The organism is Protofrankia sp. BMG5.30 (assembly GCF_001983005.1).
GTDB classification, from domain to species: domain Bacteria; phylum Actinomycetota; class Actinomycetes; order Frankiales; family Frankiaceae; genus Protofrankia; species Protofrankia coriariae.
Window position 1 is genome coordinate 150801 of sequence record NZ_MOME01000010.1, and the last position, 24066, is coordinate 174866.

The 24066-nt window shown below is 71.1% G+C and carries 18 protein-coding genes and 2 pseudogenes; 9 read left to right on the top strand and 11 right to left on the bottom strand.

Annotation, left to right across the window (positions count from 1 at the left end):
* The first annotated feature begins 7 nt into the window (after positions 1–7).
* The gene (locus BL254_RS26870) at positions 8–538 is read left to right on the top strand and encodes a hypothetical protein (RefSeq protein WP_175648301.1); all 531 of its coding nucleotides are present in this window, start codon (positions 8–10) and stop codon (positions 536–538) included.
* On the opposite strand, the gene BL254_RS27605 is transcribed toward BL254_RS26870, so the two are convergent.
* Positions 457–675: a helix-turn-helix domain-containing protein gene (locus tag BL254_RS27605; protein WP_013873150.1), complete on the bottom strand. Its 219-nt coding sequence runs from the start codon at positions 673–675 to the stop codon at positions 457–459. The two genes, BL254_RS26870 and BL254_RS27605, sit on opposite strands and share 82 nt — an antisense overlap.
* Positions 676–1360: 685 nt before the next feature.
* Between BL254_RS27605 and BL254_RS05995 the strand changes: the two genes are divergently transcribed.
* Positions 1361–2863: a hypothetical protein gene (locus BL254_RS05995; RefSeq protein WP_052914455.1), complete on the top strand. Its 1503-nt coding sequence runs from the start codon at positions 1361–1363 to the stop codon at positions 2861–2863.
* A gap of 93 nt (positions 2864–2956) precedes the next feature.
* On the opposite strand, the gene BL254_RS06000 is transcribed toward BL254_RS05995, so the two are convergent.
* Positions 2957–3931, bottom strand: a complete 975-nt coding sequence (locus BL254_RS06000; RefSeq protein WP_076842743.1) for a cation diffusion facilitator family transporter — start codon at positions 3929–3931, stop codon at positions 2957–2959.
* Positions 3932–4184: 253 nt separating this feature from the next.
* A complete protein-coding gene (locus BL254_RS06005) occupies positions 4185–5798 on the bottom strand; it encodes an ABC-F family ATP-binding cassette domain-containing protein (RefSeq protein ID WP_076842744.1) in 1614 nt (537 codons plus the stop codon).
* Positions 5799–6110: 312 nt separating this feature from the next.
* Between BL254_RS06005 and BL254_RS06010 the strand changes: the two genes are divergently transcribed.
* The 5 genes from BL254_RS06010 to BL254_RS06030 all read left to right on the top strand — a co-directional run bounded on the left by BL254_RS06010 (position 6111) and on the right by BL254_RS06030 (position 10723).
* A complete protein-coding gene (locus tag BL254_RS06010) occupies positions 6111–7826 on the top strand; it encodes a circularly permuted type 2 ATP-grasp protein (protein ID WP_076842745.1) in 1716 nt (571 codons plus the stop codon).
* A complete protein-coding gene (locus tag BL254_RS06015; protein WP_076842746.1) occupies positions 7820–8770 on the top strand; it encodes an alpha-E domain-containing protein in 951 nt (316 codons plus the stop codon). Before BL254_RS06010 ends, BL254_RS06015 begins: the two co-directional genes overlap by 7 nt.
* Positions 8767–8958, top strand: a complete 192-nt coding sequence (locus BL254_RS06020) for a hypothetical protein (protein ID WP_047222394.1) — start codon at positions 8767–8769, stop codon at positions 8956–8958. Before BL254_RS06015 ends, BL254_RS06020 begins: the two co-directional genes overlap by 4 nt.
* Entirely contained in the window at positions 8955–9800 is an 846-nt protein-coding gene (locus BL254_RS06025; protein ID WP_076842747.1) for a transglutaminase family protein, read from the top strand. Before BL254_RS06020 ends, BL254_RS06025 begins: the two co-directional genes overlap by 4 nt.
* A gap of 125 nt (positions 9801–9925) precedes the next feature.
* Positions 9926–10723 carry a class I SAM-dependent methyltransferase gene (locus tag BL254_RS06030; protein ID WP_047222396.1) on the top strand — a complete coding sequence of 266 codons (798 nt, stop codon included), beginning with the start codon at positions 9926–9928 and terminating at the stop codon, positions 10721–10723.
* Between the two features lie 496 nt (positions 10724–11219).
* On the opposite strand, the pseudogene BL254_RS06035 reads toward BL254_RS06030, so the two are convergent.
* From BL254_RS06035 to BL254_RS06070, 8 genes and pseudogenes are all read right to left on the bottom strand, one after another.
* A pseudogene (locus BL254_RS06035) lies at positions 11220–12059 on the bottom strand (sulfurtransferase); the annotation flags it as partial.
* A gap of 125 nt (positions 12060–12184) precedes the next feature.
* Entirely contained in the window at positions 12185–13930 is a 1746-nt protein-coding gene (locus BL254_RS06040) for an ABC transporter ATP-binding protein (RefSeq protein WP_076842749.1), read from the bottom strand.
* Complete coding sequence (locus BL254_RS06045; RefSeq protein WP_076842750.1) at positions 13927–14946, bottom strand: ABC transporter permease; 1020 nt, start codon at positions 14944–14946, stop codon at positions 13927–13929. Before BL254_RS06045 ends, BL254_RS06040 begins: the two co-directional genes overlap by 4 nt.
* 19 nt (positions 14947–14965) lie before the next feature.
* A complete protein-coding gene (locus BL254_RS06050) occupies positions 14966–15916 on the bottom strand; it encodes an ABC transporter permease (RefSeq protein WP_076842751.1) in 951 nt (316 codons plus the stop codon).
* Between the two features lie 75 nt (positions 15917–15991).
* Positions 15992–17722: pseudogene (locus tag BL254_RS06055) on the bottom strand (ABC transporter substrate-binding protein).
* A gap of 220 nt (positions 17723–17942) precedes the next feature.
* Entirely contained in the window at positions 17943–19208 is a 1266-nt protein-coding gene (locus BL254_RS06060; RefSeq protein ID WP_083730872.1) for an acyl-CoA dehydrogenase family protein, read from the bottom strand.
* Entirely contained in the window at positions 19205–20449 is a 1245-nt protein-coding gene (locus BL254_RS06065) for an LLM class flavin-dependent oxidoreductase (RefSeq protein ID WP_083730873.1), read from the bottom strand. The genes BL254_RS06060 and BL254_RS06065 overlap by 4 nt, the downstream gene beginning before the upstream one ends.
* Before the next feature lie 52 nt (positions 20450–20501).
* Positions 20502–21272, bottom strand: a complete 771-nt coding sequence (locus BL254_RS06070; RefSeq protein ID WP_047222399.1) for an alpha/beta hydrolase — start codon at positions 21270–21272, stop codon at positions 20502–20504.
* Between the two features lie 730 nt (positions 21273–22002).
* Here BL254_RS06070 and BL254_RS06075 point away from each other — a divergent pair.
* Both BL254_RS06075 and rfbB read left to right on the top strand, forming a co-directional pair.
* Positions 22003–22899: a LysR substrate-binding domain-containing protein gene (locus BL254_RS06075; RefSeq protein ID WP_083730891.1), complete on the top strand. Its 897-nt coding sequence runs from the start codon at positions 22003–22005 to the stop codon at positions 22897–22899.
* Between the two features lie 163 nt (positions 22900–23062).
* A complete protein-coding gene (rfbB, locus tag BL254_RS06080) occupies positions 23063–24064 on the top strand; it encodes a dTDP-glucose 4,6-dehydratase (protein ID WP_047222400.1) in 1002 nt (333 codons plus the stop codon).
* Positions 24065–24066: the final 2 nt, after the last annotated feature.

Genomic DNA, 24066 nt, shown 5'->3' on the forward strand with positions numbered 1-24066 from the left:
CAACCGGTTGATCGCCAGCCGGYTGACCGCCGAGCGAGCGGCCGCCAATCGGTTGATCACCCGTCAACCGCTCCCCGGCCGCTACGCGGCGACCACCGGTGGGCGGCGACGAGACACCGGTGATCCGAAGGATCACCAGTCGGACGCTGCCGGGCAGGGAGCGTCCGATACCGGCCAGCACAGCGGGCAGCGCGGCGGACGGGCCGGATACGTGCGCACCTGGTTCGTGCGCACCTGGTTCATCCGCGGTTGGTTCATGCGCACCTGGTTCATCCGCGGTTGGTTCATGCGCACCTGGTTCATGCACGGTTGGCGCGTACGTGACTGGTATGTGTGCGGTTGGTACATGCACGGTGGCGTGATCCTGACGATCGACGGCGATGGTCGCCCTCGGACCGTCGATCGCCAGCGCCAGACCGACCGCCGCCTGGTCGGCGACGGCCGGCACCGACATGATCAGGCGCTCTTCTTCTTGCTGCCCCGGGTGGCACCGCCGCGACCCCGCAGGGTCGTGCCGGACTCCGAGAGGATGCGGTGAACGAACCCGTACGAACGGCCCGACGACTCGGCGAGAAGACGGATGCTCTGCCCTGCCTCGTACTTCTTCCGAAGCTCTGATGCAAGCTTGTCGCGCTCCGCGCCGGTGATCCGGGTTCCTTTCCTAAGCTCGGCCAATGTGGCCCCCTCCGTGATAGATGATCTGCGAACCGATCTTCACTCAGTTGCGGTGAACGCGCCACTCGAAGCGCATGTGATCCATCACACGATCTCCTTCACAAGCTCGATGCCCCCAGGCGGATCTGTCAAGACTTTCCCTTCCAGGCACCACGGGAACAACAACAGCCACGCACCGGCTCCGACCCATTTCCCCCACCAGTCAGCGAGAAACCGTGTTCATACCAACATCATGACAACGTTCGCACTCTCTGGCCACTACCGTCCCTGACGGGAACTTCGGCGCGTAACGCCGAACGGCACACCGAACCAGCAGCGGAGCAGCAACGAAGCAGCAGCGGCGAACCGACACCGACACCGGCGGACGCCCGCCGAACACCATCCGCGAACACCATCCACCGGACACCGCCGAATGAGCGCCGACGGGCCTCTCACGCACCGGTCGAACAGCAAGCCGCCAGCCTGGTTACGGTGCATACGTGGTCATCACGCCGGCGGACCGGGCCTGCCAGTCGGCGTGCCCGTCGCCGGAAATGCGCCCGGCCGCCACCGGCACCAGGCGACGCGCCGCTTCCGCGCCGCCCATCCGTCCCGCGGCAATCCGGATCCGCCCGGCGAACCGACAACGATATGATCATGTCCTTCCCGCGCCGCACCCGGCCCGCGTCCCCGGGTCACGCTGAAGGTGGCCGACGTTCCGATCACCACCGCGCCGTCGGGCAGCGGGACGGGTGAAAGCGGACGGCCGGGTATCCGGGAACGCATGCGGGACCGGCCGTCCCCCGGCACCGATTCCGCCCAGCCCGCGGAAATCGCGCTGTGGATCGCCGCGATCGCCGGCTGTCTGGGCCTGGCCGCGCTGGCGCGTGCCGCCGCCGGCCAGGGATGGGACCCGCTGCCGGCCACGTTCGGCGGACTGCCGTTCACCGCGGACCGACGCCCCGACGTCTCCCCGGCATCCCTGCTCGCCCCGGCGGTGGCGGCCGTGGTCGTCATCGCGGCCTGGCGCGGCGTCCACACCCGGCTGCGTTGGATCCCGCTTCTCGTCGCCGGCTACGTGGCCGCGTTGGGCTGGGCCGTGGCGCTGGCGGCGGGCAACGCCCACCTGGGGGCGCTGACGGCGGGCAACGCTCGCTCGGGCCCGGCCGACGTGCTCGCGGTCGGCGCGTCCACGGCCAGCGACGGGCACCTGCCGGACCTGGGCGCGGCCGACGCCGACCTGGCGGCCCTGCTGCGGACGTTCACCGAGCACACCGGCGCCGACGGCTACGGCGCGCGGGCCCGCCCCCCCGGGCCGACGCTGCTGGTGTGGGCGCTCGCCCAACTGGGGATCACCGCGCCGACCGCCCTCGGTGCCGTCCTGACGGCGCTGGGCGCGGTCACGGTCCCCCTGGTTGCGATCGCGGTCCGGTCGCTGTGCCACGAGGCCGCGGCCCGCCGTCTCGTCCCGGTCCTGGTGCTGGCGCCCTGGGCGCTGTGGACGGTCGCGTCGGTGGACGCGGTGACCGCGGCTGTCGGTGCCGCGTTTGTCACGCTCGGGGTCGTCGGCTCCGAACCGGGACGGCGGCTGTGGTGGGCGGTGGCGTGCGGCCTGTTCTTCGGCGTGGCCACGCTGTTCGACTACGCGATGCCCTGGCTTGGCGCGACGGTCGTCGCCACGTACTTCGTCCGCCGCCGGCCGCTGCTCAACGTGATCACCGGCGGCTGTTTCCTGGTGCCGTTGTCGTTGCTGTCGCTGTGGGGGTTCTCCTGGTCGGACGGGCTGGCCGCGGCCCGCGAGGGGGCCGCCCACACGGCCGCGCGGGCCGGCCTGGCCGGCGCGGCGACGCTTCCGGAGTCGCTCACCCGGCTGCCGGTGGGGCTCGCGGTCGTGCTGGTCGCGTGCGGGCCGTTGATCATCCGGGCGGTCCGGCGGATCCGGCTCACGCCCGGCTGGCCGTTCCTGGTCGGCGCGGTCCCCGCGGTCCTCTTCGGCGTGCTGACGGGGCTTGCCGCCACGGCGCTGGAGTGGTCCTGGCTGCCGTTCTACTGCTGGCTGGTGGTGCCCGCGCTGGCCCCGGACCCACGCCCGTCCGACCCGGGCGACACCGCCCGTGCCGGCACCCTCCCGCTGGCCCTGACCATCGCCGGCGCCCTCACCGCGCTCATCGCCCAAACCCTCCTCAGCACCGCCCCGCCCCTCCCATGAGCTGTCAGATCACGAGAACGAGGGAACAGGTGGTTGCCACAGCAGCCACCTACGTACTCGTCCTCATGATCGCGACGGGAGGCGCGGGGCTGGTCAGTGGCCTGGTGGGGTGCTGATCCGCGCCGTGGCGGACTCGTTCACGGCGGACGGGTCCACCGGTAGGTGGAGGAGGTCCGGTTCCAGGTAGATCCGGTGTGCGATGGGGACCGCGGCGCGCAGCCGGGTCTCGGCGTCGTTGATCACAGCCGCGACGGCGGGTACGGTCAGCTCCACGTCCAGCACGATCTTCGCCGCGACGAGCAGCTCGTCCGGCCCCAGGTGCAGGGTGCGGATGTGGATGACGTCGGTGATGTGCGGGGAGCGCCCGAGGACGTCCCGGATGACCGCGACCGTCGCCGGGGTCGCCGCCTCCCCCACCAGCATCGCCTGGGTCYCCAGCGCGACGATGACGGCCACCACAAGCAGCAGGATCCCGATGGCGAGGGTGCCCGCGCCGTCCCAGATCGGGTCGTCGGTCAGCAGGGTCAGGCCCACACCGCCCAGGGCGAGCAGGAGGCCCAGCAGCGCGRCAAGGTCCTCCAGGAGCACCACCGGCAGCTCGGGGGCGCGGGCCGTGCGGATGAAGCCCCACCATGACGCGTCCCCCTTGACCTGCCGGGTCTCGTGGATCGCGGTCCGGAAGGAGAACGCCTCCAGGCCGATCGCCACCAGCAGGACGACCACCGCCACCACGCCGTTGTCCAGATGGTGCGGGTGGCGCAGCTTCTCCACGCCCTCGTAGACCGAGAACAGCCCGCCCACGCTGAACAGCACGATTCCGACGAGGAAGCCGGCGATGTAGCGGGACCGGCCGTAGCCGAAGGGGTGCTCCTCGTCGGCCGGCCGGGTGGCGCGCCGCCGGCCGAGCAGGAGCAGGCCCTGGTTGCCCGAGTCCGCGAGCGAGTGGATGGACTCGGCCAGCATCGACGACGACCGGGTGATGAGGAACGCGACGAGCTTCGCCAGCGCGATCCCGAGATTGGCCGCCAGCGCGGCTACGACCGCCCTGGTACCACCTTCCGCGCTCACGCGACCACCTGACCCATCACTCCCGACGGTTCCCTGACGATCTCTGAACGTTCCCTGGACGCCCTTCGGACGTCCCCTCGGACGTCCCCTGAAGATGCTCTGGACGCTTTCCGGACGATGGCGACGTCTGACGCGTCCCCGGCCAGTGTGCCAAGCCGGCCCGGTCATCGGCCCGCCGGCCATGGTGGCCACGGCCCGCGGACCATGATGATCACTGCTTCCGACCTGGTCCGCGGGCGGGCCGGAGCGGCCCTCAGGCCAGCGTGATCAGCTCGGCGAGGTCCGCCGACCAGGAGTCCTCGACGCCGTCCGGCAGCATCAGGACCTTCTCGGGCGCGAGCGCCTCGACCGCGCCGGGATCGTGGGTCACCAGCACCACCGCGCCCCGGAAGGTGGCCAGCGCCGCCAGCACCTCGTCGCGGGACGCCGGGTCGAGGTTGTTGGTCGGCTCGTCCAGCAGCAGCACGTTGGCGGCGCTGCACACCAGCCCGGCCAGCGCCAGCCGGGTCTTCTCCCCACCGGAGAGGGTGCCGGCCGGCTGGTCGACGCTGTCCCCGCTGAACAGGAAGGCGCCGAGGATGCGGCGCAGCTCCACGTCCGAGGTGCCGGGCGCGGCCGCGCGCATGTTGTCCAGCACCGAGCGGTCGGTGTCGAGGGTCTCGTGCTCCTGGGCGTAGTAGCCCAGCCGCAGCCCGTGGCCGGGGTGGACCGCGCCGGTGTCCGGGGACTCCGTGCCGGCGAGTATCCGCAGCAGCGTGGTCTTGCCGGCGCCGTTGAGGCCGAGGACGACGACGCGCGCGCCGCGGTCGATGGCGAGGTCGACCCCGGCGAAGACCTCCAGCGACCCGTAGGACTTCGACAGCCCGGTGGCGGTCAGCGGCGTGCGCCCGCACGGCGCCGGGTCGGGGAAGCGCAGTTTGGCGACCCGGTCGGCGACGCGCACCTCGGCCAGGCCGGCGGCCAGCCGCTCGGCCCGGCGGTCCATCTGGTGGGCCGCGCGGGCCTTGGTCGCCTTGGCCCGCATCTTGTCCGCCTGGGCCTTGAGGGCGTCGATCTTCTTCTCGGCGTTGGCCCGCTCGCGGCGGCGGCGACGCTCGTCGAGCTCCCGCTGAGACAGGTACGTCTTCCAGTTGACGTTGTAGACGTCCAGGGCGGCGCGGGTGGCGTCGAGGTAGAAGACCTTGTTCACGCAGCGGTCGAGCAGGTCGACGTCGTGGCTGACCACGACCAGCCCGCTGTCGTGGGAGCGCAGGAACTCACGCAGCCAGACGATCGAGTCGGCGTCGAGGTGGTTGGTGGGCTCGTCGAGCAGCAGGGTCGCCTGGTTGTCGCCGGCCCCGGCGAACAGGATGCGGGCCAGCTCCACCCGGCGGCGCTGGCCACCGGAGAGCGTCTCGAGCCGCTGGGCGAGCACTCTGTCCGGCAGCCCGAGCGCCGAGCAGATCCGGGCCGCCTCGGCCTCGGCCGCGTACCCGCCGAGGGTGCCGAAGCGCTCCTCCAGCCGGCCGTAGCGGCGGATGGCCGTGTCGCGGGCGGTCTCGTCGACCAGCTCGGCCATTTCGACGTGCAGCTTCTCCATCTCGCGCAGCAGCGCGTCGAGACCGCGGGCGGACAGGACGCGATCACGAACGGTACCGGACGGGTCGCCGCTGCGGGGATCCTGCGGGAGGTAGCCGAGCTCACCGCGGACATCGATCTTTCCGGCGAACGGCAGTGTCTCGCGGGCCAGCGTCTTCAACAGCGTCGTCTTGCCCGCCCCGTTGCGTCCGACGAGCCCGATCCGGTCGCCGGGCTGGATACGGAACGACACCGCTTCGATGAGGGTGCGGGCGCCCGCGCGCAGCTCGAGATCGGACGCAGTGATCATTGGTGTACGTAGCCTTCCGGGAACGTCGACGAACGTGGGGCGATCGGCTACCGGCCTACCGGCAGTCGATACTGGCAACCGATTACTGATAATCGACAGCCGGTGACAGCGTGGCGGGCATTGCGCCGCCAGACCCATCGTCTCAGACTACGATCGTCCGATCTCAGACTACGGTTAGCCGCCTGGTACACATCTGCATCCGTCCTGCAACCGACAACCAGGGCCACAGCCACCATCAATGATCATTATCGTGCCACCGAAGCCTGAACGCTGTCATGCGGCGGTAACACGGGCAACTTAGGCTCTCCGGATGTGGCGGACCTCTTCGAAGGGTATGCGGCCCAGGCCACACAGGCCTGGGACGAGGTGTTCGAGGCTCCGGACACCCCGCGGCCGCTGTACGCCTCGCTCTACGACGCTCTCCGGCCGCTGAGCAGCAGCGACCTCGCCGCCCGCAAGGCCGCGCTCGACCGGGCGTTCCGGGACGCCGGGATCACCTTCAACCTCTTCGGCGAGGAGCRGCCCTTCCCGCTGGACCTCGTCCCCCGCCTGCTGGACAACTCCGAATGGGACGTCATCGAACGCGGTGTCACCCAGCGTGTCCGGGCGCTGGAGGCATTCCTCACCGACATCTACGGGCGGGCGGAGGTCCTGGCCGACGGGATYGTCCCCCGCCGGCTGGTGCTCTCCAGCGCGCACTTCCACCGCGCCGCGCACGGCATCGACCCRCCGAACGGGGTCCGCGCGCACGTCAGCGGCATCGACCTGATCCGCGACGAGCAGGGCGGCTTCCGCGTCCTCGAGGACAACGTGCGGGTGCCGTCGGGGGTCAGCTACGTGGTGGAGAACCGGCGGGCGATGACCCGGGTCTTCCCCGAACTGTTCGCCACCCACCGGGTGCGACCGGTCGCGGACTACGCCACCCATCTGCTGCACGCACTGCGGGCCGCCGCCCCACCCGACGTCGCCGACCCGACCGTGGTCGTGCTGACACCCGGGGTGTACAACCCGGCGTACTTCGAGCACGCCCTGCTCGCCCGGCAGATGGGCGTCGAACTCGTCGAGGGACGAGATCTGACGGTACGCAACAACAACGTCACCATGCGCACGACAGAGGGTGACCGGCCCGTCCACGTCGTCTACCGCCGGATCGACGACGACTGGCTGGACCCGCTGCACTTCCGCCCCGAGTCGGTGGTCGGCTGCGCCGGGCTGCTCAACGCCGCCCGGGCCGGTCGGGTCACCATCGCCAACGCGGTCGGCAACGGGATCGCCGACGACAAGCTGATGTACACCTACGTCCCCGACCTCATCCGGTACTACCTCGGCGAGGAACCGGTCCTGGCCAACGTCGACACCTACCGGCTGGAAGACCCCGACCAGCGCGACCACGTGCTCGGCCACCTCGGCGAGCTCGTGCTCAAGCCGGTGGACGGCTCCGGCGGCAAGGGCATCGTCATCGGCGAGCAGGCGTCCGCGGCGGAGCTCGACGCGTTACGGCTGAAGATCGAAGCCGACCCGCGTGGCTGGATCGCCCAGCGGGTCGTACGGCTGTCGACATCGCCCACGCTCGCCGGTGACCGGCTGGGGCCACGGCATGTGGACCTGCGCCCGTTCGCGGTCAACGACGGCCGCCGGGTGTGGGTGCTGCCGGGCGGGCTGACCAGGGTCGCGCTGCCGCGCGGCAGCCTCGTGGTCAACTCCAGCCAGGGCGGCGGCTCCAAGGACACCTGGGTGCTGGCCTCGCCGGAGTCCAGCCGGGAGAGCATCTCGCCGCGCAGCCGGCCGCCGGGCAACGTGCCGCAGGTCGCCGACGGCCCCGACGTCGGCCCGTTCCCCTCCTGCGACCAGCAGCAACAGCAGCAACAACAACAACGGGAGGGACGGCACCAGCAACCACCCGAGGATGCCGGGCAGGTGCCGGGGCGGCGCCAAGAGCCGCGCTCAGGGCTGTCGGAACACGGACAGCCATGGCCGGAGACCATCGGTGACCAGGCCCGCCGCCTGAACGGGCCGGCCGTATGCTGAGCCGCATCGCCGAGTCGCTGTTCTGGATCGGCCGCTACTCCGAACGCGCCGAGCACACCGCCCGCATCCTCGACGTCCACGTCCAACGGGTGCTGGAGGACCCGTGGCTGGACGAGACCTCGGCCGGCCGGGAACTGCTGGCCGTCATGGGCATGCCCGCGCCCGACGACGCCGCCGCCGCGGACTCCCGGCAGGTCACCGAACTGCTCGCGTTCGACCCGGGCAACCCGTCCAGCATCACCGGCGCGGTCGGCGCGGCCCGGGAGAACGCCCGCGGCGCCCGCGACGTCATCTCCAGCGAGGTCTGGGAGTGCCTGAACGCGACCTGGAACGACCTGCCGCACTCCGAACAGCTCGCGCGCCGGCTCGGCCCGCACGTGTTCTTCCGCTACATCAGGGAACGGACGGCGATGCTCGCAGGCCTGGTCGACGCCACCCTCGCCCGCGACGACGGYTGGCGCTTCCTCGTCCTGGGACGCAGCCTGGAACGGGTCGACATGACCTCCCGGCTGCTGTCGTCGAGCATCAGTGAGGATCCCGCGTCCCAGAGCTGGGTGAGCCTGCTGCGCTCCTGCGGGGCGCACGAGGCGTACCTGCGGACCTACCGGCGGGCCGTGGACGCCGCGCGCGTCGCCGAGTTCCTGCTGCTGGACAGGCTGTTCCCACGGTCGGTGTACTGGTCGCTGTCGATGGCCGAGCAGATCCTCGCCGAGCTCGACGGCACCCGCCGCGAGGCCCGGTTCACCGTGGACGACATGGCCCGCCGCATCGTCGGGCGGGCCCGCACCGAACTTGAGTTCCGCAGCGTGGACGAGCTGGTCGACGACATGCCCGACCTGCTGGTGTCGCTGCAGCGCACCTGCTCCACGGTCAGCGAGGCGGTCACGCACCGCTACTTCGCCCGCAACGCCCCCCGCTCCTGGACAACCGAGGTACTGGTATGACGGCGGACGCGACGGTGTGCGGCATGACGCCGGGCACGAGGGCAGGTAGGCGGGCGGCGACACATGACGGCGGGTGTGCCGGCGTGACGGCGGGCGAAAGCCGCACCAGCGTGGCGGCGGGCGAAAGCGACAACGGCGTGGCGGCGGGCCAGGGCGGGGCCGGCGGGCAGGCGGGGGTGCGGCGGTGARCTGGCAGATCCGGATCGAGCACTCCACCGGCTACCGGTACGCGGCCCCGGTGATCTCCTCGTACAACGAGACCCGGATCATCCCGCAGACCGCCGCCGGCCAGCTCACCCTGGAGGCCACCGTGCGCACCGAGCCGACGGCGGCCACCTACCGTTACTGGGACTACTGGGGCACGCAGGTCACCGCGTTCGACCTCCACACCCCGCACACCGAGCTCGTCGTCACCGGCCGCTCGGTGGTGCGCACCGCCCCCGCCCGGCCGGGACCGAGCGACGGACCGAACTGGCAGGCCCTCGCCGACGGGTCGATCACGGACCGCTTCGTCGAGTTCATCCGTCCGAGYCGCTTCACCACGGACCATCCGGAACTTGCCGAGACAGCCCGTGAACTCGCCGCGCGCCACACCCCGGCCGAGTTCGTCCCGGCCGTCGGCGAATGGGTTCGGCAACGCCTGACCTACCGGCCCGGCACGACCGGCGTGCACACGTCCGCGGTGGACGCCTGGCAGCAGGGCGAAGGCGTCTGCCAGGACTTCGCCCACCTGGCTCTGGTGCTGTTGCGGGCCGTTGGCCTACCGGCCCGGTACGTCTCCGGCTACCTGCACCCGTCCACGGACGCCACGATCGGCGAGACCGTCGTCGGCCAGAGCCACGCCTGGGTGGAGGGCTGGCTCGGCGACTGGTGGGGCTTCGACCCGACCAACGGTGTCCCCGCCGGGCAACAACACGTGGTCGTGGCCCGCGGCCGGGACTACAACGACGTCCCGCCCCTCCTCGGCGTCTACTCCGGCGGCGCATCGACGTCACTCGGAGTCACAGTCGCCGTCACCCGTATGAGCTAGGATCACCGAACCACGAGACTGAGGGAAAAACGGCTGCTATCACGACCATTTAATCCCTCAATCTCAATATCCTGATGTAATCAGGACGTGTGGCCATCTGACCGACGCTTCGGGAGAGCCCGCTGATGCCTGTCCACGTCGCGGGGGCCGTGGGGGATTTCGACTACGAGGCGCACGGCGACGGTTACGTTCGTCAGCGCCGTACCGATCCGCGTATCGCGGTCCTGATCCACGCCGCGCTCGGTGATGCCCGGACCGTGCTCAACGTGGGCGCTGGCGCAGGCTCCTACGAACCGGCCGACCGCCACGTCGTGGCGGTCGAGCCGTCCGCGACGATGCGCTCCCAACGGCCGCGCCACCTTGCTCCCGCGATCGACGCGACCGCCGCGGAACTGCCGTTCGACGACGACAGCGTCGACGCGGCCATGGCCACCGTGACGGTCCATCAGTGGTCCGACCCCGACCGCGGGCTGCGGGAAATGCGCCGGGTCAGCCGCGGACCGGTCGTCATACTCACCTTCGACGGCGATGCCCTCGACCAGTTCTGGCTGGCCGACTACATTCCGCAGCTCATCGTGGCCGACCGGCCACGCTACCCGCCCATCGAGCGCATCCGTGCCGTCCTCGGCGGCACGAGTACGGTGACCTCCGTCCCGGTGCCGATCGACTGCGTGGACGGGTTCACCGAGGCGTACTACGCCCGCCCGGAGGCGTTCCTCGACCCGGCCGTGCGCCGCTCCCAGTCCGTGTGGGGCTTCGTCGACACCGACATCGCCGAGCGCGCGGTCGCCCGACTGCGCCACGACCTCGAATCAGGCGCCTGGGACCGTCGCTACGGCGCGTTACGCAACCAGCCCGAGTTCCACGGCTCCCTGCGACTCGTCACCGCTCTCCCGGCCGGCCACAGCACACAGGTCGCCTGAACCCRCCAGCCGGCTGGTCGACTGACCGACTGGTGTCATGTCAGCCAACGCCCGCCCGTCCGCCGCGCCCAAGCGGCTCCGGCGACGTTGTCGGAAGCCAMCCGGACACACTGGACGACCAAGACCAGTTCCAGATGGCACGACACCAGTCGCAAATCTTCCATTTTAGAAAAAATCGCCCCTGCGGATGAACGTCATCCACAGGGGCGGTCGAGACGCCCTCAGAGTAGACCAGCGGAGCACCGGGCGTCGGGACGGTCAGGCGCTGCCAGCACCAACAACTACCCCCACATCGCCACGAACACCCCGACAACAAACGCCGGGCCTGGAGAGATCATGACAACGAGGAGCAACGGGAGAAGGAAGCGCGGGGAAAGAGACGCGGGTCTGCGCCGGCCTCGACATCCCCCAAAACCGAAGCGATCATGATAGCGAGGGAACAAGTGGCTGCTACGGCAGCCACTTGCGTACTCGTTCTGGGGAAGGGGCGTGGGGATCAGCCGGGGCCGGTGGCGACGGGGCGGGTGGGGTCGGAGGACCAGGCTGACCAGGAGCCGGGGAAGAGGGCGGCGTCGATCCCGGCCGCGGCGAGTGCGGCGATCTGGTGGGCCGCCGTCACCCCGGATCCGCAGTAGACGCCAACCGACCGCGTGTCACCGGCACCGAGTGCGCTGAAGCGGGCGCGCAGCAGCTCCCCGGACAGGAAGTGCCCGCCGCCGTCCAGGTTCTCCCCGGTCGGCGCGCTGACCGCGCCGGGGATGTGCCCGGCGCGCGGGTCGACCGGCTCCACCTCGCCGCGGTAACGCTCCGGCGCACGGGCGTCGAGCAGGACACCCGTGCCGGCCAGGCGGGCGGCGCCGTCGGCGTCGAGCACCGGCAGGTGCCCGGCGGTGAGCACGACATCCCCGGACGCCGGGACGGTCTCGCCGCTCTCGAGCGGGAAGCCGGCCTCCCGCCAGGCGGTCAGGGCGCCGTCGAGGATGCGCACGTCGGCCACGCCCGCCCAGCGCAGCAGCCACCACGCCCGAGCCGCCGACTGCCCGCCGTTGTCGTCGTAGGCCACCACCGGCCGCCCGGCGGTCAGCCCCCAGGCCCGGGCCGAGTGTTGCAGCGCGGCGATGTCGGGCAGCGGGTGCCGGCCGGCGGTCCCGCCCGGCGTGGCGGCGAGCTCGGTGTCGAGGTCGACGTAGACCGCGCCCGGCAGATGCCCGTCCCGGTAGTGCTCGCGGCCATGCGGATCGCCGAGAGCCCAGCGGACGTCGAGCAGCAGCGGTGGCGTGACCGACGACAGTTCGTCGTGCAACCTCTTGGCGTCGACGAGCACCGCCGACCGGCCGGATCGGCCCGGGCCGGCCGCCGCCCCGGAGCTCTTGTTCGTCGTCACAGCGGATTCGTTGGCCATCACAGGACTTTCACCTTCCGTCACAGTTGATTCGCAGCCTTCGCTGATCCCGGCTGGGCCTACTCCGATCCTGCCGGAGTCCCGGCCTCTCCTGGCGGAGTCCCGGCCGGTCGGGCGGCCGCGGCCAGCGCGGCGGCGAACCGTTGCCCGGGGATGGCGCCGAGCAGCTCACGGGTGTGCTCCTGCTCGGGCGCGGCGAACACGGCCGCGGTCGAGCCGCTCTCGACGACCCGGCCACGGCGCAGCACCGCGACCTCGTGCGAGATCTGGGCGACGACCGCCAGATCATGGGAGATGAAGAAGTAGCTGACCCCGAGCTCCTGCTGCAGCCCGGTGAGCAGCCCCAGGATCTGATCCTGCACCGAGACGTCGAGCGCGGAGACGGGCTCGTCGAGGAAGACCAGCTCGGGCCCGAGTGCGAGCGCCCGGGCGATCGCCACCCGCTGGCGCTGCCCGCCCGAGAGCTCCCTCGGCCTGCGCTCGCGAAAATCCGCCGGCAGAGCGACCTGGTCGAGCAGCTCACGGACCCGGGCGGCCCGGCTGGCCCGGTCGCCGATCCGGAAGGAGACCAGGGGTTCGGCGATGCTCTCCTCGACGCTGAACCGTGGGTCCAGCGAGGAGTACGGGTTCTGGTGCACGAGCTGGAACCGCCGTCGCAGCGGCCGCAGCTCCGACCAGCCGGCGGAGGTGATGTCCTTCCCGTCCAGCAGCACCCGTCCGCTGGTGGGCTTGTCCAGGCCCATGGYGATACGCAGCGCGGTGGTCTTGCCCGAGCCGGACTCGCCGACCAGGCCCAGGGTCTGCCCGGCCCGCACCGAGAGCGTGACGTCCTCCAGCGCCCGGAGGACCCGGTTGCCGCCAGACGTCCGAGGCAGGCGGAAATCTCTGGTGACGGCCTCCAGCCGCAGGATCTCCGCTGCCGGGGCGATCCCGGTGAAGCGGGGGACTACCTGCCCGGAGTGCGACAGCGCAGGGGCCACCTCGATGAGGTGCCGGGTGTACGGGTCGCGGGGGGCGAGCAGGACCGACTCCGGGTCGCCGCGCTCGACCACCCGCCCGTGCTGCATGACGACCACCCGGTCGGCCCGGTCGGCGGCAATCCCGAGATCGTGGGTGATGATCAGCAGGGAGGTGCCCGTCTCGGCGACGAGACGCCCGAGATGGTCGAGGATCGTGCGCTGCACGGTGACGTCCAGCGCGCTCGTCGGCTCGTCGGCGACGATGAGGCGGGGATGCCCGGCCAGCGCGATGGCGATGAGCACCCGCTGCCGCATGCCACCGGAGAGCTCGTGCGGATACTGCCGGGCGCGCAGCACCGGCTCGTCCAGCCCGGCCCGTTCCAGGGCCTCGATCACCTCGGCGGACACCAGCCGCCTGTCCACACCGCGCCGGCGGACGGCCTCGGCCACCTGGCCGCCGACGCGCATCGTCGGGTTGAGGCCGACCATCGGATCCTGCGGGACGAGCCCGACGACGTTGCCACGGRTCGCCCGCAGGGTGCGTTCACGGGCCGTGGTGATGTCGGTGCCGGCCACCCGGATCGAACCCGCGACGATCTGCCCGTTGGCGGGCAGCAGCCCCAGGATGGCGTTGGCGGTGGTGCTCTTGCCCGAGCCGGACTCGCCGACCACGGCCACGGTCTCGCCGGGCACGATCGTAAGGTCCAGGCCGTCGACCGCGAGGGCCGTCCGCCCCCGACTGCGGTAGCCGACCGACAGCCCGGACAGTTCCACGATGTTCGCGCCGGCTCCCTCGGCTCCTTCGCTCACGCCGTCCCCGGTTCGCCGCGTCGCTCCCTCGTTCACGACCGCACCTCCTCCAGGGTTCGGGCGACGTGGTTGAGGCTGAACACGACCAGGCCGACGAACAGGCCCGGCAGCAGCGACAGCCATGGGCTGGTGACCAGGTAGTTACGGCCGCTGGAGATCAGCGTCCCCCACTCGGCGGCGGGCGGCGGGGCCCCGAAGCCCAGGAAGCTCAGCGAGGAGATGCTCAGCACGGCGGTGCCGAAGTCGAGGATGGCCAGCACCATCACCGGGCCCCACGAGTTCGGCAGGACGTGCCGCCACATCACCCTGATCCATGAGGCGCCGCCGGTACGGGCGGCCTCGACGTACGCCTGCCCCTTGACCCGGAACACCTCCGCCCGGGTCGTCCGCGCGAACCCCGGCATGATGCCCACCGAGACGGCGATCGCCATCGGCAGCATCCCGAAGCCCAGCGCGGTGACGATCGCCAGCGCCAGCAGGAGCAGCGGCAGGGCGAGCGCGACGTCGACCGTGCGCATGAGCAGGCTGTCGATCCACCCGCCCAGGAACCCGGCGACGACCCCGAGCGCCAGCCCGGCCACGATCGCGATCAGAACGGCTCCCCCGGTGGTCCTGATCGTGAGGGTCGAGCCGTGGAGGACCCGGGAGAACAGGTCCCGGCCCAGTTCGTCGGTGCCGAAGAGATGGTCCAGGCCTGGTCCGCGCAGCTTCTCCGCCGGTGTGGTCGCTGTCGGGTCGTACGAGGTGAACACCCCGGGGAACAGGCCCGAGACCACGACGAACGCGATGAACGCGGCGGCGAGGACGAACCCCGGCCGGCGCAGGAACGGCCGCACCACCTCGAACACCGCGGACCGCCGGAGGTGTCCGCCCGCCGGATGTCGCTCACCGGTGTGGCCGCCGCCGGTATCCGTTCGGATGGGCCCGCTCCCGGCGACGGGCGCGGCACCGCCCGCGGCCGACGCCGGGCCCGCGGCGGGAGCCGGAACCGGGGCCGGCGGGACACCCGGAGCGGCCTGCTCCGAGCCTTTGACCAGGATGTTCTCGGACATGATTCCTGCCTCAGTGACCCTAAGTGACCCGGGCCGTGTGGGCGACACGAGGGTCGAGGAACGAATAGAGCAGGTCGACGACCAGATTGACAGCGACGAAGATCGCCGCCGCGATGACGATGACGGCCTGGACGACGGGCACGTCCTGGCCGAGGACGGCCTGCTGGGCCAGTTGGCCGATCCCGTTGCGGGAGAAGACGGTCTCGACGACGACCGCGTTGGTCACCGTGTAGCCGACGAGCACGCCCAGCAGGGTGAGCGCGGGCAGGGCCGCGTTGCGGAACGCGTGCCGCAACTGAATGGCCCAGCGGGACAGCCCCTTGGCCCTGGCGGTGACGATGTACGGCTCCTGCCAGGTGTCGCCGAGGCTGCGGATGAGCACCTGGGCGAGCATCGCCGACCCGGGAAGCGCCAGGGTGACCCCGGGCAGCACCACGCTGCGCCATCCCTCGGTGCCCCTGGCCGGGAACCAGCCGAGGGAGAAGGCGAACACCTGGATGAGCAGCAGCCCGACGAAGAACGTCGGTAGTGAGATGCCCACCGCGGGCAGCCGGCTGAGCAGCACCCGGGCCGGCCGCCACTGGACGTAGGAGGCCAGATAGGCCAGCCCGACGCCGAACACCAGGAAGAGCCCGACGGAGACCAGGGTCAGCACGATGGTCGAGGGCAGCCGGYCGGAGACGAGGCTGCCGACGGAGACGTTCTGGGTGAGCGACATGCCGAAGTTGAGGTGCAGGGCGTCCCACAGCCGGCCGAAGTACTGCGTGAGTACGGGCTCGTCGAGCCCATACCGCGCCTCCATGGAGTGCAGCTGGTCCGGGGTGAGCTGGCTGACGTCGACCCCGCCGGCTGCGAGCTGCAGAGTGATCGGGTCGCTCGGCAGCACGTGCAGGATGACGAAGGTGACCGTGTAGGCCRCCCAGAGCACCAGCAGTGCCTGGGCGAACCTACCGGCGAGATATCTGAGCATCACGACCGTCTCGGCGTTCTCAGCATTCTCGGTGTTCTCGGTGTTCTCGGTGTTCTCGGCATCATGACCGCCAGGTCACTTCGACAGCCAGATGTCGTTGGCGCGCAGGAAGCTCTCGGAGGTCCAGGCGAACCCGTGGACCTTGTTCGACAGCCCGACCACCTGCACCCGGTCGTAGGTCGGGAAGACGACCCCGTGGTCGATCAGGTAGTCCTGCAGATCCTTGTACGCCGCGGCCCGCTGGGCGGGGTCGATCGTGTTCAGCCCGCGGGCGAACAGCTTGCTGACCTCGGCGGCTGTGGCGTCGTCCTGGGAGTACACGGTGGCGTAGTTCTTCGTGACGGCCCGGTCGAGGGTCGACCCGAGCACGCTCGGGTCACCCCGGGTCAGGTAGCTGCCCGCGAGGTCGAACTCGCCGGCGGTGGTCAGCTGGGTGAGCTGCGCGCTGGTGACGACCTTGAGCTGCAGGTCGATGCCGCTCTTCTTGAGCTGGTCCTGGAGCAGCTGCTCGCCGGGGGTCGAGGCGGTGATGAGGTAGGTCAGCGTCAGCTTCCGGCCGTCCTTGTAGCGGTAGCCGTCCGGGCCCTTGGCCCAGCCGGCGCTGTCCAGCAGCGCGGCCGCCCCGGCCGGGTCGTGGGCGAGCTTGGCGGACAGGTCCGCCGCGTACGGCGTCGTCGAGTCGTACGGCCCCTTCACCACCGGGTAGCTGTCCCAGTACACGGTGGACGCGTAGCTTTTCAGGTCGATCGCCTTGTACAGCGCCTGGCGCACCTTCAGGTCGGCCAGCGGRCCGCCCCTGTTGACGTTGGGCACGATCTGCGCGCTGATGCCGGGCAGGGAGYGTGTCTCGATGACGCCGTTCGCGGCCTTGATGACCTCCTGGTCGGCGGAGGTGATCGGCAGCCGCGGCCAGGCGACGTCGATGGTGCCGGTGGTCAGGCTGCCCACCCGGACGCTGTCCTCGGCGATGTAGCTGACGTCGATGCCGTCGAGGTACGCGTCACCCTTGTTCTTCACCAGCGCGCTCGGCCACGCGTAGCCCGCGCGCCGGCTGAGCCTGGCCGCCTTGGCTGCGGTGTAGCTGTCGAGCACGAACTGCCCCGAGCCGATGACCTTGCCCGCGCAGCGGGCCTCGGCGGTCTCCTTTTAGGTGGCCGGCGAGAGGATCGCCAGGGTGGTGGTGGACGTCGCCTGCAGGAACGCCGCGTTGGRCACCTTGAAGTTCACCTTCACCGTCTGCGGGTCGACGACGGTCGACGACTCGTAGCCGGCGAGGTAGGTCACGCCCAGGGTCGATTTGGCGCCGAGGTCGCGCACCCCGTCGAGGGCCGTCTTCACCGCGGACGCGTCGAGCGCCGTGCCGTCGCTGAAGGTGACGCCCTTGCGCAGGGTGAAGGTGTACTCGCGGGCGTCGGGGCTGGCCGTCCAGCTCGTGGCGAGCCACGGGACGATCTCACCGGTCCTGGGGTCCTGATCGGTCAGCGAGTCGGCGAAGTTGCGGTCGATGCTGCGGCTTTCGATCCAGTACACCTGGTTGGGGTCGATGCAGCCCTGGAAGTCCGCCCAGAAGGCGATCTTCAACCGGCCGCCCGGCACGGGCTGCGCGTTGTCGGCGTTCGTGCCGCTCCCGCCGTCCCCGCCCCCGCAGGCGGCCAGGAAGGCGACGGTGAGGAGGGAGGTGGTCGCCGCCCGCCAGCGCGGGCGGCGTCGGCCCGCGCTGTTTCCGTCGGCACTGTTTCCGTCGGCGCTGCCGCTGATATTTCTGTCGGTGTCCTCGCCACTTCGGCGACGCCACGATACGGCCATCAGGATATGACTCCCAGAGTTGTCTTCCGTGAACAGGTCAGGTGGATTCCGGAATTCCGGAACCGGTCGAACAGGGAACGGTTTCGTGGTGGCGGCCGCACGCCACGGGTTGTGAGTGCATGTGTGGGTGCGGCCGGGTGCGGTCCGGGCTGCTGCCGGGTGCTCTGAGGGCACCTGCGGACGGGGCCTCGGTCGAGCTGACGTGGCCCTGGATGTGGCTCTAACAGCGCGCGGCGGTGAGCGTCTGGCGCCCGGCGAGCAGCAGGGCGGAGTCCTCCTGCGGCGGATGGACGCGGGCACAGTAGACGTCGCGCAGGTGCCGCTCGAGAGGGTTGTGCCTGGTCAGGCCCGGGTTGCCGATCGCCGCCACCGCGGTCTGCACGGCTGTGACAACGGCGCGCACGACCAACGGCTTGGCGACGAGGAAGCGCTGCGACGCGCTGGGGTCACCCTCGTCGAAACGACGGACCACCCCGTAGACGATCTCCTCGGCCTGGACCAGCTGCRCCTCGATCTCGCCGGCGATGGTCTGGATCCGTTCGGTCGTGGCGATGGGACGTCCCAGCGAGGTGGGTATGCGCTCGTTGGCGAAACGCAGGAAGAACTCCTGCGCGGCCCGGGCCACCCCGATGTACAGCGCGGGCACGCCGATCCCGACAGCACCCAGGCCCGGGTCGGCGCGCTGCTCGGAGAGGGGCACGCCGCGGAAGTTCTCGAAAGGGATCTCCACGTCGGTGTAGATGACGTCGTGCGTGCTGCTCGCCCGCAGCCCGAGGTGGTCCCAGGTGCGCACGATCTCGATACCGGGGGTGTCGGCGGGGACGACGGCGTGCGCCAGCAGCGGGTCGGGGTCCTCGGTGGCCGCCCACACCAGGTGGTAGGCAAGGCCTTCCGAGCTTGTCGCGAAGCCCTTGTGCCCGTTGAGCAGCCAGCCGGCGGCGGTCCGCCGGATCTTCGTGGCCGGCAGCCCGCCGCGGGCGGGCGCTCCCCACTCCGGCTCGGCGCGGATGGCGTTCAGCAGCACCGGCCGCCGGCGGGAGTCGTCGACCACGGTGCGGTAGAGATCCTCCGGCCACCACGGGTCGATGTCCTCCAGCACGTGCTGGAGGATCGTCATMGCTGTGATCAGGGCGACCGACGGGTCGCCCCGGCCCAGCCACTGCAGGACCCGGACGCTGTCGGTGGCGCTGAGGCCCTGGCCGCCGTAGCGGGGTGCGATCCCCAGCCGCAGCAGGCCCGCGTCGTGCACGGCCTGGACGCCTTTCCAGGGGAACTCCGCGGAACGGTCGTACTCCTCGGCGGTGAGCGCGAGTCGCGCGCTCGTTTGGGCGAGCGCGTCGTCGGAGACGTCCACGACCGGCAGCGCGGCCACCGGACGGCCGGCGGCGGCAGGATCGATATCGGGACGATCGGCGGCGGCAGAACCGGCAGCGGAAAGGTCGGGACGGTCGGCCGGGCCGGTCTGGGACCGCGATGACACGCTCACGACGCCACCTGCTGCCCCAGCCGGCCGGCCCGCGCGGCCGACGCTTCCCGCACCTGTGCTCCCCGATCGCCGTGCGGGCCACCGTCGGAGGCGGCCGCCGGCACGGCCGGGCGGCCGCGCCCGGCGTCCTCCCGCACGATCTCGCCGCGACGGCCCGTCGCCGCGCGGTGGGCCAGTTCCTCGCGCACCAGTGGGAGGATGTAACGGCCGTAGTCGATGACGTCGTCGAGATTGTCGTACCCGCGGATCGAGATGAGCTCGGCACCGAGGTCGACATAGTCGAGGATGGCGGCGGCGACGGTCTCGGGCGTCCCCACCAGGGCGGTGGAGGCGCCGGCGGCGTTGGTCGCGGAGGCCGTGGGCGTCCACAGCGCACGATCGTGCAGGTCACCGTCGCGGGCCACCCGCAGCAGCCGCTGGGAGCCGACGTTGGGCGGTTCCTTCGCGCCGGTGGCGCGGAACGCCGCGTGCGCGAGCCCGTTGTTGCCCCGCAGGACGTCGAGGATCCGATGGGCCTTCTCCCAGGCCAGCTCCTCGGTGGGGGCGATGATCGGACGGAAGGTGACCCAGATGCGGGGGGTGTCCTCGCGACCGGCGAGGCGGGCCTGCTCGGCCACCGCGTCGATCTGTTCCCTGGTCTCCCTGAGCGGTTCGCCCCACAGGCCAAAGATGTCGGCCTGCGCGCCGCCCACCTGGTAGGCCTCCGGCGACGACCCGCCGACCGACACCGGGATGCCGCCGTTGACCGGCCGTACGACCGAGACGAAGTCCTCGAAGGAGTAGTAGGTCCCGGCATGGTCGAACGGCGTCGTCGAGGCCCACGCCCGGCGGAGGATGTCGATGTACTCGGCCTGTCGCGCGTAGCGTTCGGTCTTGCCCAGCCGGTCGCCCTCGCGGGCCTGCTCGTGGTCGTCCCCGCCCGCGATGAAGTGCACCACCGCGCGTCCACCGCTGAGCTGGTCGAGGGTGGCCAGCTGTTTGGCCGCGACCGTCGGGTAGATGGTGTTGGGCCGCAGCGCGACGATCGGCCGGAGCCGCTCGGTGAACTGTGTGATGGCCGTGGCGAGGGTGAACGGGTCCTGGAAGGAGGAGTGGTAGGGCACCAGTGTGTAGTCGAAGCCGCCGTCCTCCAGGGCCCGCGCGTAACGCCTGAGGAAGGGCACGTCAATGGCCGGGAGACGGAGCCGGTTGAGCTCGTTGGACGGATTGATGTTTATGCCGCTGATGAATTCGACGGTCATGACGGTCCTCCGGATGCGCCGGACGGGTGGCTGATCGGCGCCGTTGACGCGGCTACGACCAGGGGGTCCAGCGCGCGATTTCGGGCAGGTCGGCGCCGGCCCGCAACCGTTCGAGGAACAGCACGACCACGGCCGCGGCTGTCCGGTGGGTGGCGTCGTTGAGGGCGTCGTGCTTGCCGCCGTCGATGGTGACGAACTCGGCGACGGGCGCGCCCGCGTAACGCTCTCGCGCGGCCGGCAGCGGGCTGAGYAGGTCGGCCGTCCCGTGCAGGCCGAGCACCGGTACGGCGACCCGACGAAGATCACCGTCGGCGATCCAGGACCGGGGTATCGGGACGGTCAGCGCGCCACGGCGCACCGACACGTCGGCGTCCAGCCGCGCCTGGTGGGTGGGGCAGGCGGTGCGCTCACCCAGCTCGGTCTCCCACTCCCATTCCCCGATGTCCGTGACGGTCGTCTCCCCGCCGGGAAGACCGACGAGGATGAGGCCGTCGACCCGCACCTTCCCGGCGGCGACCAGCGCCGCGGCGAATGCCGCGCCCGCGTCGGAGCCCGCCAGCACGCGCGGCGCGGGCAGGTCCGGGTCGGCCAGCAGACGGTTGATCTGGGACGTCACCGTCCGCTCGTGCGCGGTCGGGTCGCCGACCACCCGGACCCGGTAGCCGTCGAAGGCGATCCGGTTGCCGAACCGCTCGTAGAGCCCCGGATGCTCGCCCCGGCCGGCGATCAGGATCACCGTTCCCCGCGGCGCGACCGCGGGCGGGTTGTCCCACGCCGCCACCGTGGGCGCGACTGCGGCGGCGGCGAGCTGAGCTGACGTCATCGACCTACGTCCTTATGTCCGGTTGGGAGCTGATATCTGCTATGCCCGACAGGTGGAGATAGATGGGTGAATAGGCGAGGTGGCGGGCGTGACGGTGTGGCGGGCGTGACGGTGTGGCCCACGCCGGGCCCCGCGGCCCCGGAGCCGAGCCGGCCCGTGACAGCGCCTCGGCCGGTGGCCGGGAGCCTCTCGGGATGACGGGCGCATGCCGTGCCGACCGACGCGAGCCGACGGCGCGACCGGCAGCGGGCGCCGGCACCGGGCCGGGAACCGCCAGGAGCCGGCGCTGACGTGCCACCCGGACGAACCGGATGAACCGGACGATCGAAGCGATCCGAACGACCCGATGACCCCGATGACCCCGATGACCCCGATGACCTGGATGACCTGGATGACCTGGATGACCTGGATGATCCGTTATGGCTCGGCCGCCGGTCGCCGGATCAGGCCGGGCGGTGACGCGCCGGTGTCAACGGACGGAACAAGGCACGGGACAACAGGCGGAGGTGATGGTCCCGAAGTCGATGACGCGCCTGCGGGTCAGGACGTGCTGCGCGATCCGGCGTCGCGGTGGACTATAGAAAACAACACGGAATGTAAGCGGTCCGTGCTGCCGCACACCCCGTTTCCTGACCATGGCCATCAGAATGGTGCCATTTCCCGTGGATGTCCAACGCGGATCCACGATCAGACCTATTACGAAATGAAATCAGTCGCGCTATCGTGCACTGTGCCCCCCGTACTGGACCTCACGGCCCTGCGCAGCCTCACGGCGATCGCCGACTACGGCGGCTTCCGCCGCGCCGCGGAGGCGTTGTGCATCTCGCAGTCGGCGGTGAGCCAGCATGTGCGCCGCCTGGAGAAAGCGGTCGGCCGGCCGCTGGTCGCCCCGGACGGCCGCGGCACACGCTTCACCCCTGATGGTGAACTACTCGTCGCCGTGGGGCGACGGATCCTCACCCTGCACGACGACGCGCTCGAACAACTGGGTGTGGACGCGGTGCTGGCGGGCCAGTCGACCATCACCATCGGGTCGACCGAACACGCCGCCGACCATCTGCTCCCGCTGGTGATGTCCGCGCTCACCACGGAGTTCCCCGACGTCCAGGTCAGGTTCCGGCTCGACCGGGGAGCCCGCATCAACGAGGCACTCGACCGGGGCAGCATTGACGTCGCCGTGCTCATCKGGGAGGGGAACGCCGCCACGGCCCGTCCAGCCGGCCGGCTGCCGCTGGYCTGGTTCGCGGCCACCGACTGGGCGGCGCCCCCGCCGGAACGGCCGCTGCCACTGGTGGCCATCGACGATCCGTGCACCATCCGTAGCCAGGCGTTACGGGTGCTGGCCCGGGCCGGGCGCACGGCCTCAGTCGTCGGTGAGGCCGGATACCTCGCCGGCGTGCTGCACGCGGTCCGCGCCGGCGTCGGTGTCGCGCTGCTCGCCGATGTCGGGGCGGTGCCGCAGGGACTGGAACGCCGTGACGATCTGCCACCGGTCGACCCCGAACCGCTCCATGTCCGCGCTCGCCGCAGCGCCCATCCCCGGCTGACACATCTGATCGGCAACGCGGTGCGCACGGCGCTGGACGAACGTCCTCGGACTGACCGGCGTCCTGGCCCGGCGTCCTGAGCCGGCGTCCTGAGCCGGCATCGCCGCTGGCCGCCGCTCGCCGCGACGGCGGCCTCGACCAGCGGGCGGCGACCAGCGGCGTCACCCGGCCGTGAGAGGCTGGCCCGGATCGGAACGCCGATGCCGCCGATCCCGATCTCTTCCGAAAGGGGACGTGCCACCCATGTCGACGCTGCTGGTCACCGGAGCCGCCGGGTTCATCGGGTCGAACTTCGTCCGCTACTGGCGTGAGTGGCATCCCCAGGACCAGGTGGTCGCGCTGGACGCGCTGACCTACGCCGGCTGCCGGGACAACCTCGCCGACGTGCTGGCGGAGATCACGTTCGTACACGGGGACATCCGGGACCGCGGGCTCGTCGAGTCGCTGCTGCGGGAGCACAAGGTCGACGTGGTGGTCAACTTCGCCGCCGAGTCGCACAACAGCCTGGCGATCATCCGTCCCGGCGACTTCTTCTCCACCAACGTCATCGGCACCCAGACGCTGCTGGAGGCGGCCCGCACGGTCGGGGTGGCCCGCTTCCACCAGATCTCGACCTGCGAGGTCTACGGCGACATGGACCTCGACGACCCCGGCGCGTTCACCGAGGACTCCCCGTACCTGCCGCGGACGCCGTACAACGCGGCCAAGGCCGGTGGCGACCATGCGGTGCGCGCCTACGGCCTGACCTACGACCTGCCGGTGACGATCACGAACTGCTCGAACAACTACGGGCCGTACCAGTTCCCGGAGAAGGTCATCCCGCTGTTCGTCACCCGGGCCCTGCAGGGCGAGAACCTGCCCCTGTACGCGTCGGTGCGTAACCGCCGGGAGTGGCTGCACGTCGCCGACCACTGCCGGGCGATCGACGCGGTACTGGAACACGGCCGGCTCGGCGAGACCTACCACGTCGGCAGCGGGGTCGAGGCCGACATCGAGACCATCGCCAACACCATCCTCGCCGAACTGGGCCTGCCGGAGTCGCTGAAGACGATCGTGCCGGACCGCCCGTCCCACGACCGGCGGTACCTGCTCGACTCGACCAGGCTGCGCACCGAACTCGGCTGGGCGCCCGAGATCGGCTTCGCCGACGGGATGCGGGCAACCGTCGCCTGGTACCGCGACAACGAGGCGTGGTGGCGGCCGCTGATCGGCCGCTCCCCCGTCTCGGAGACCGCCTGGCGCTGACC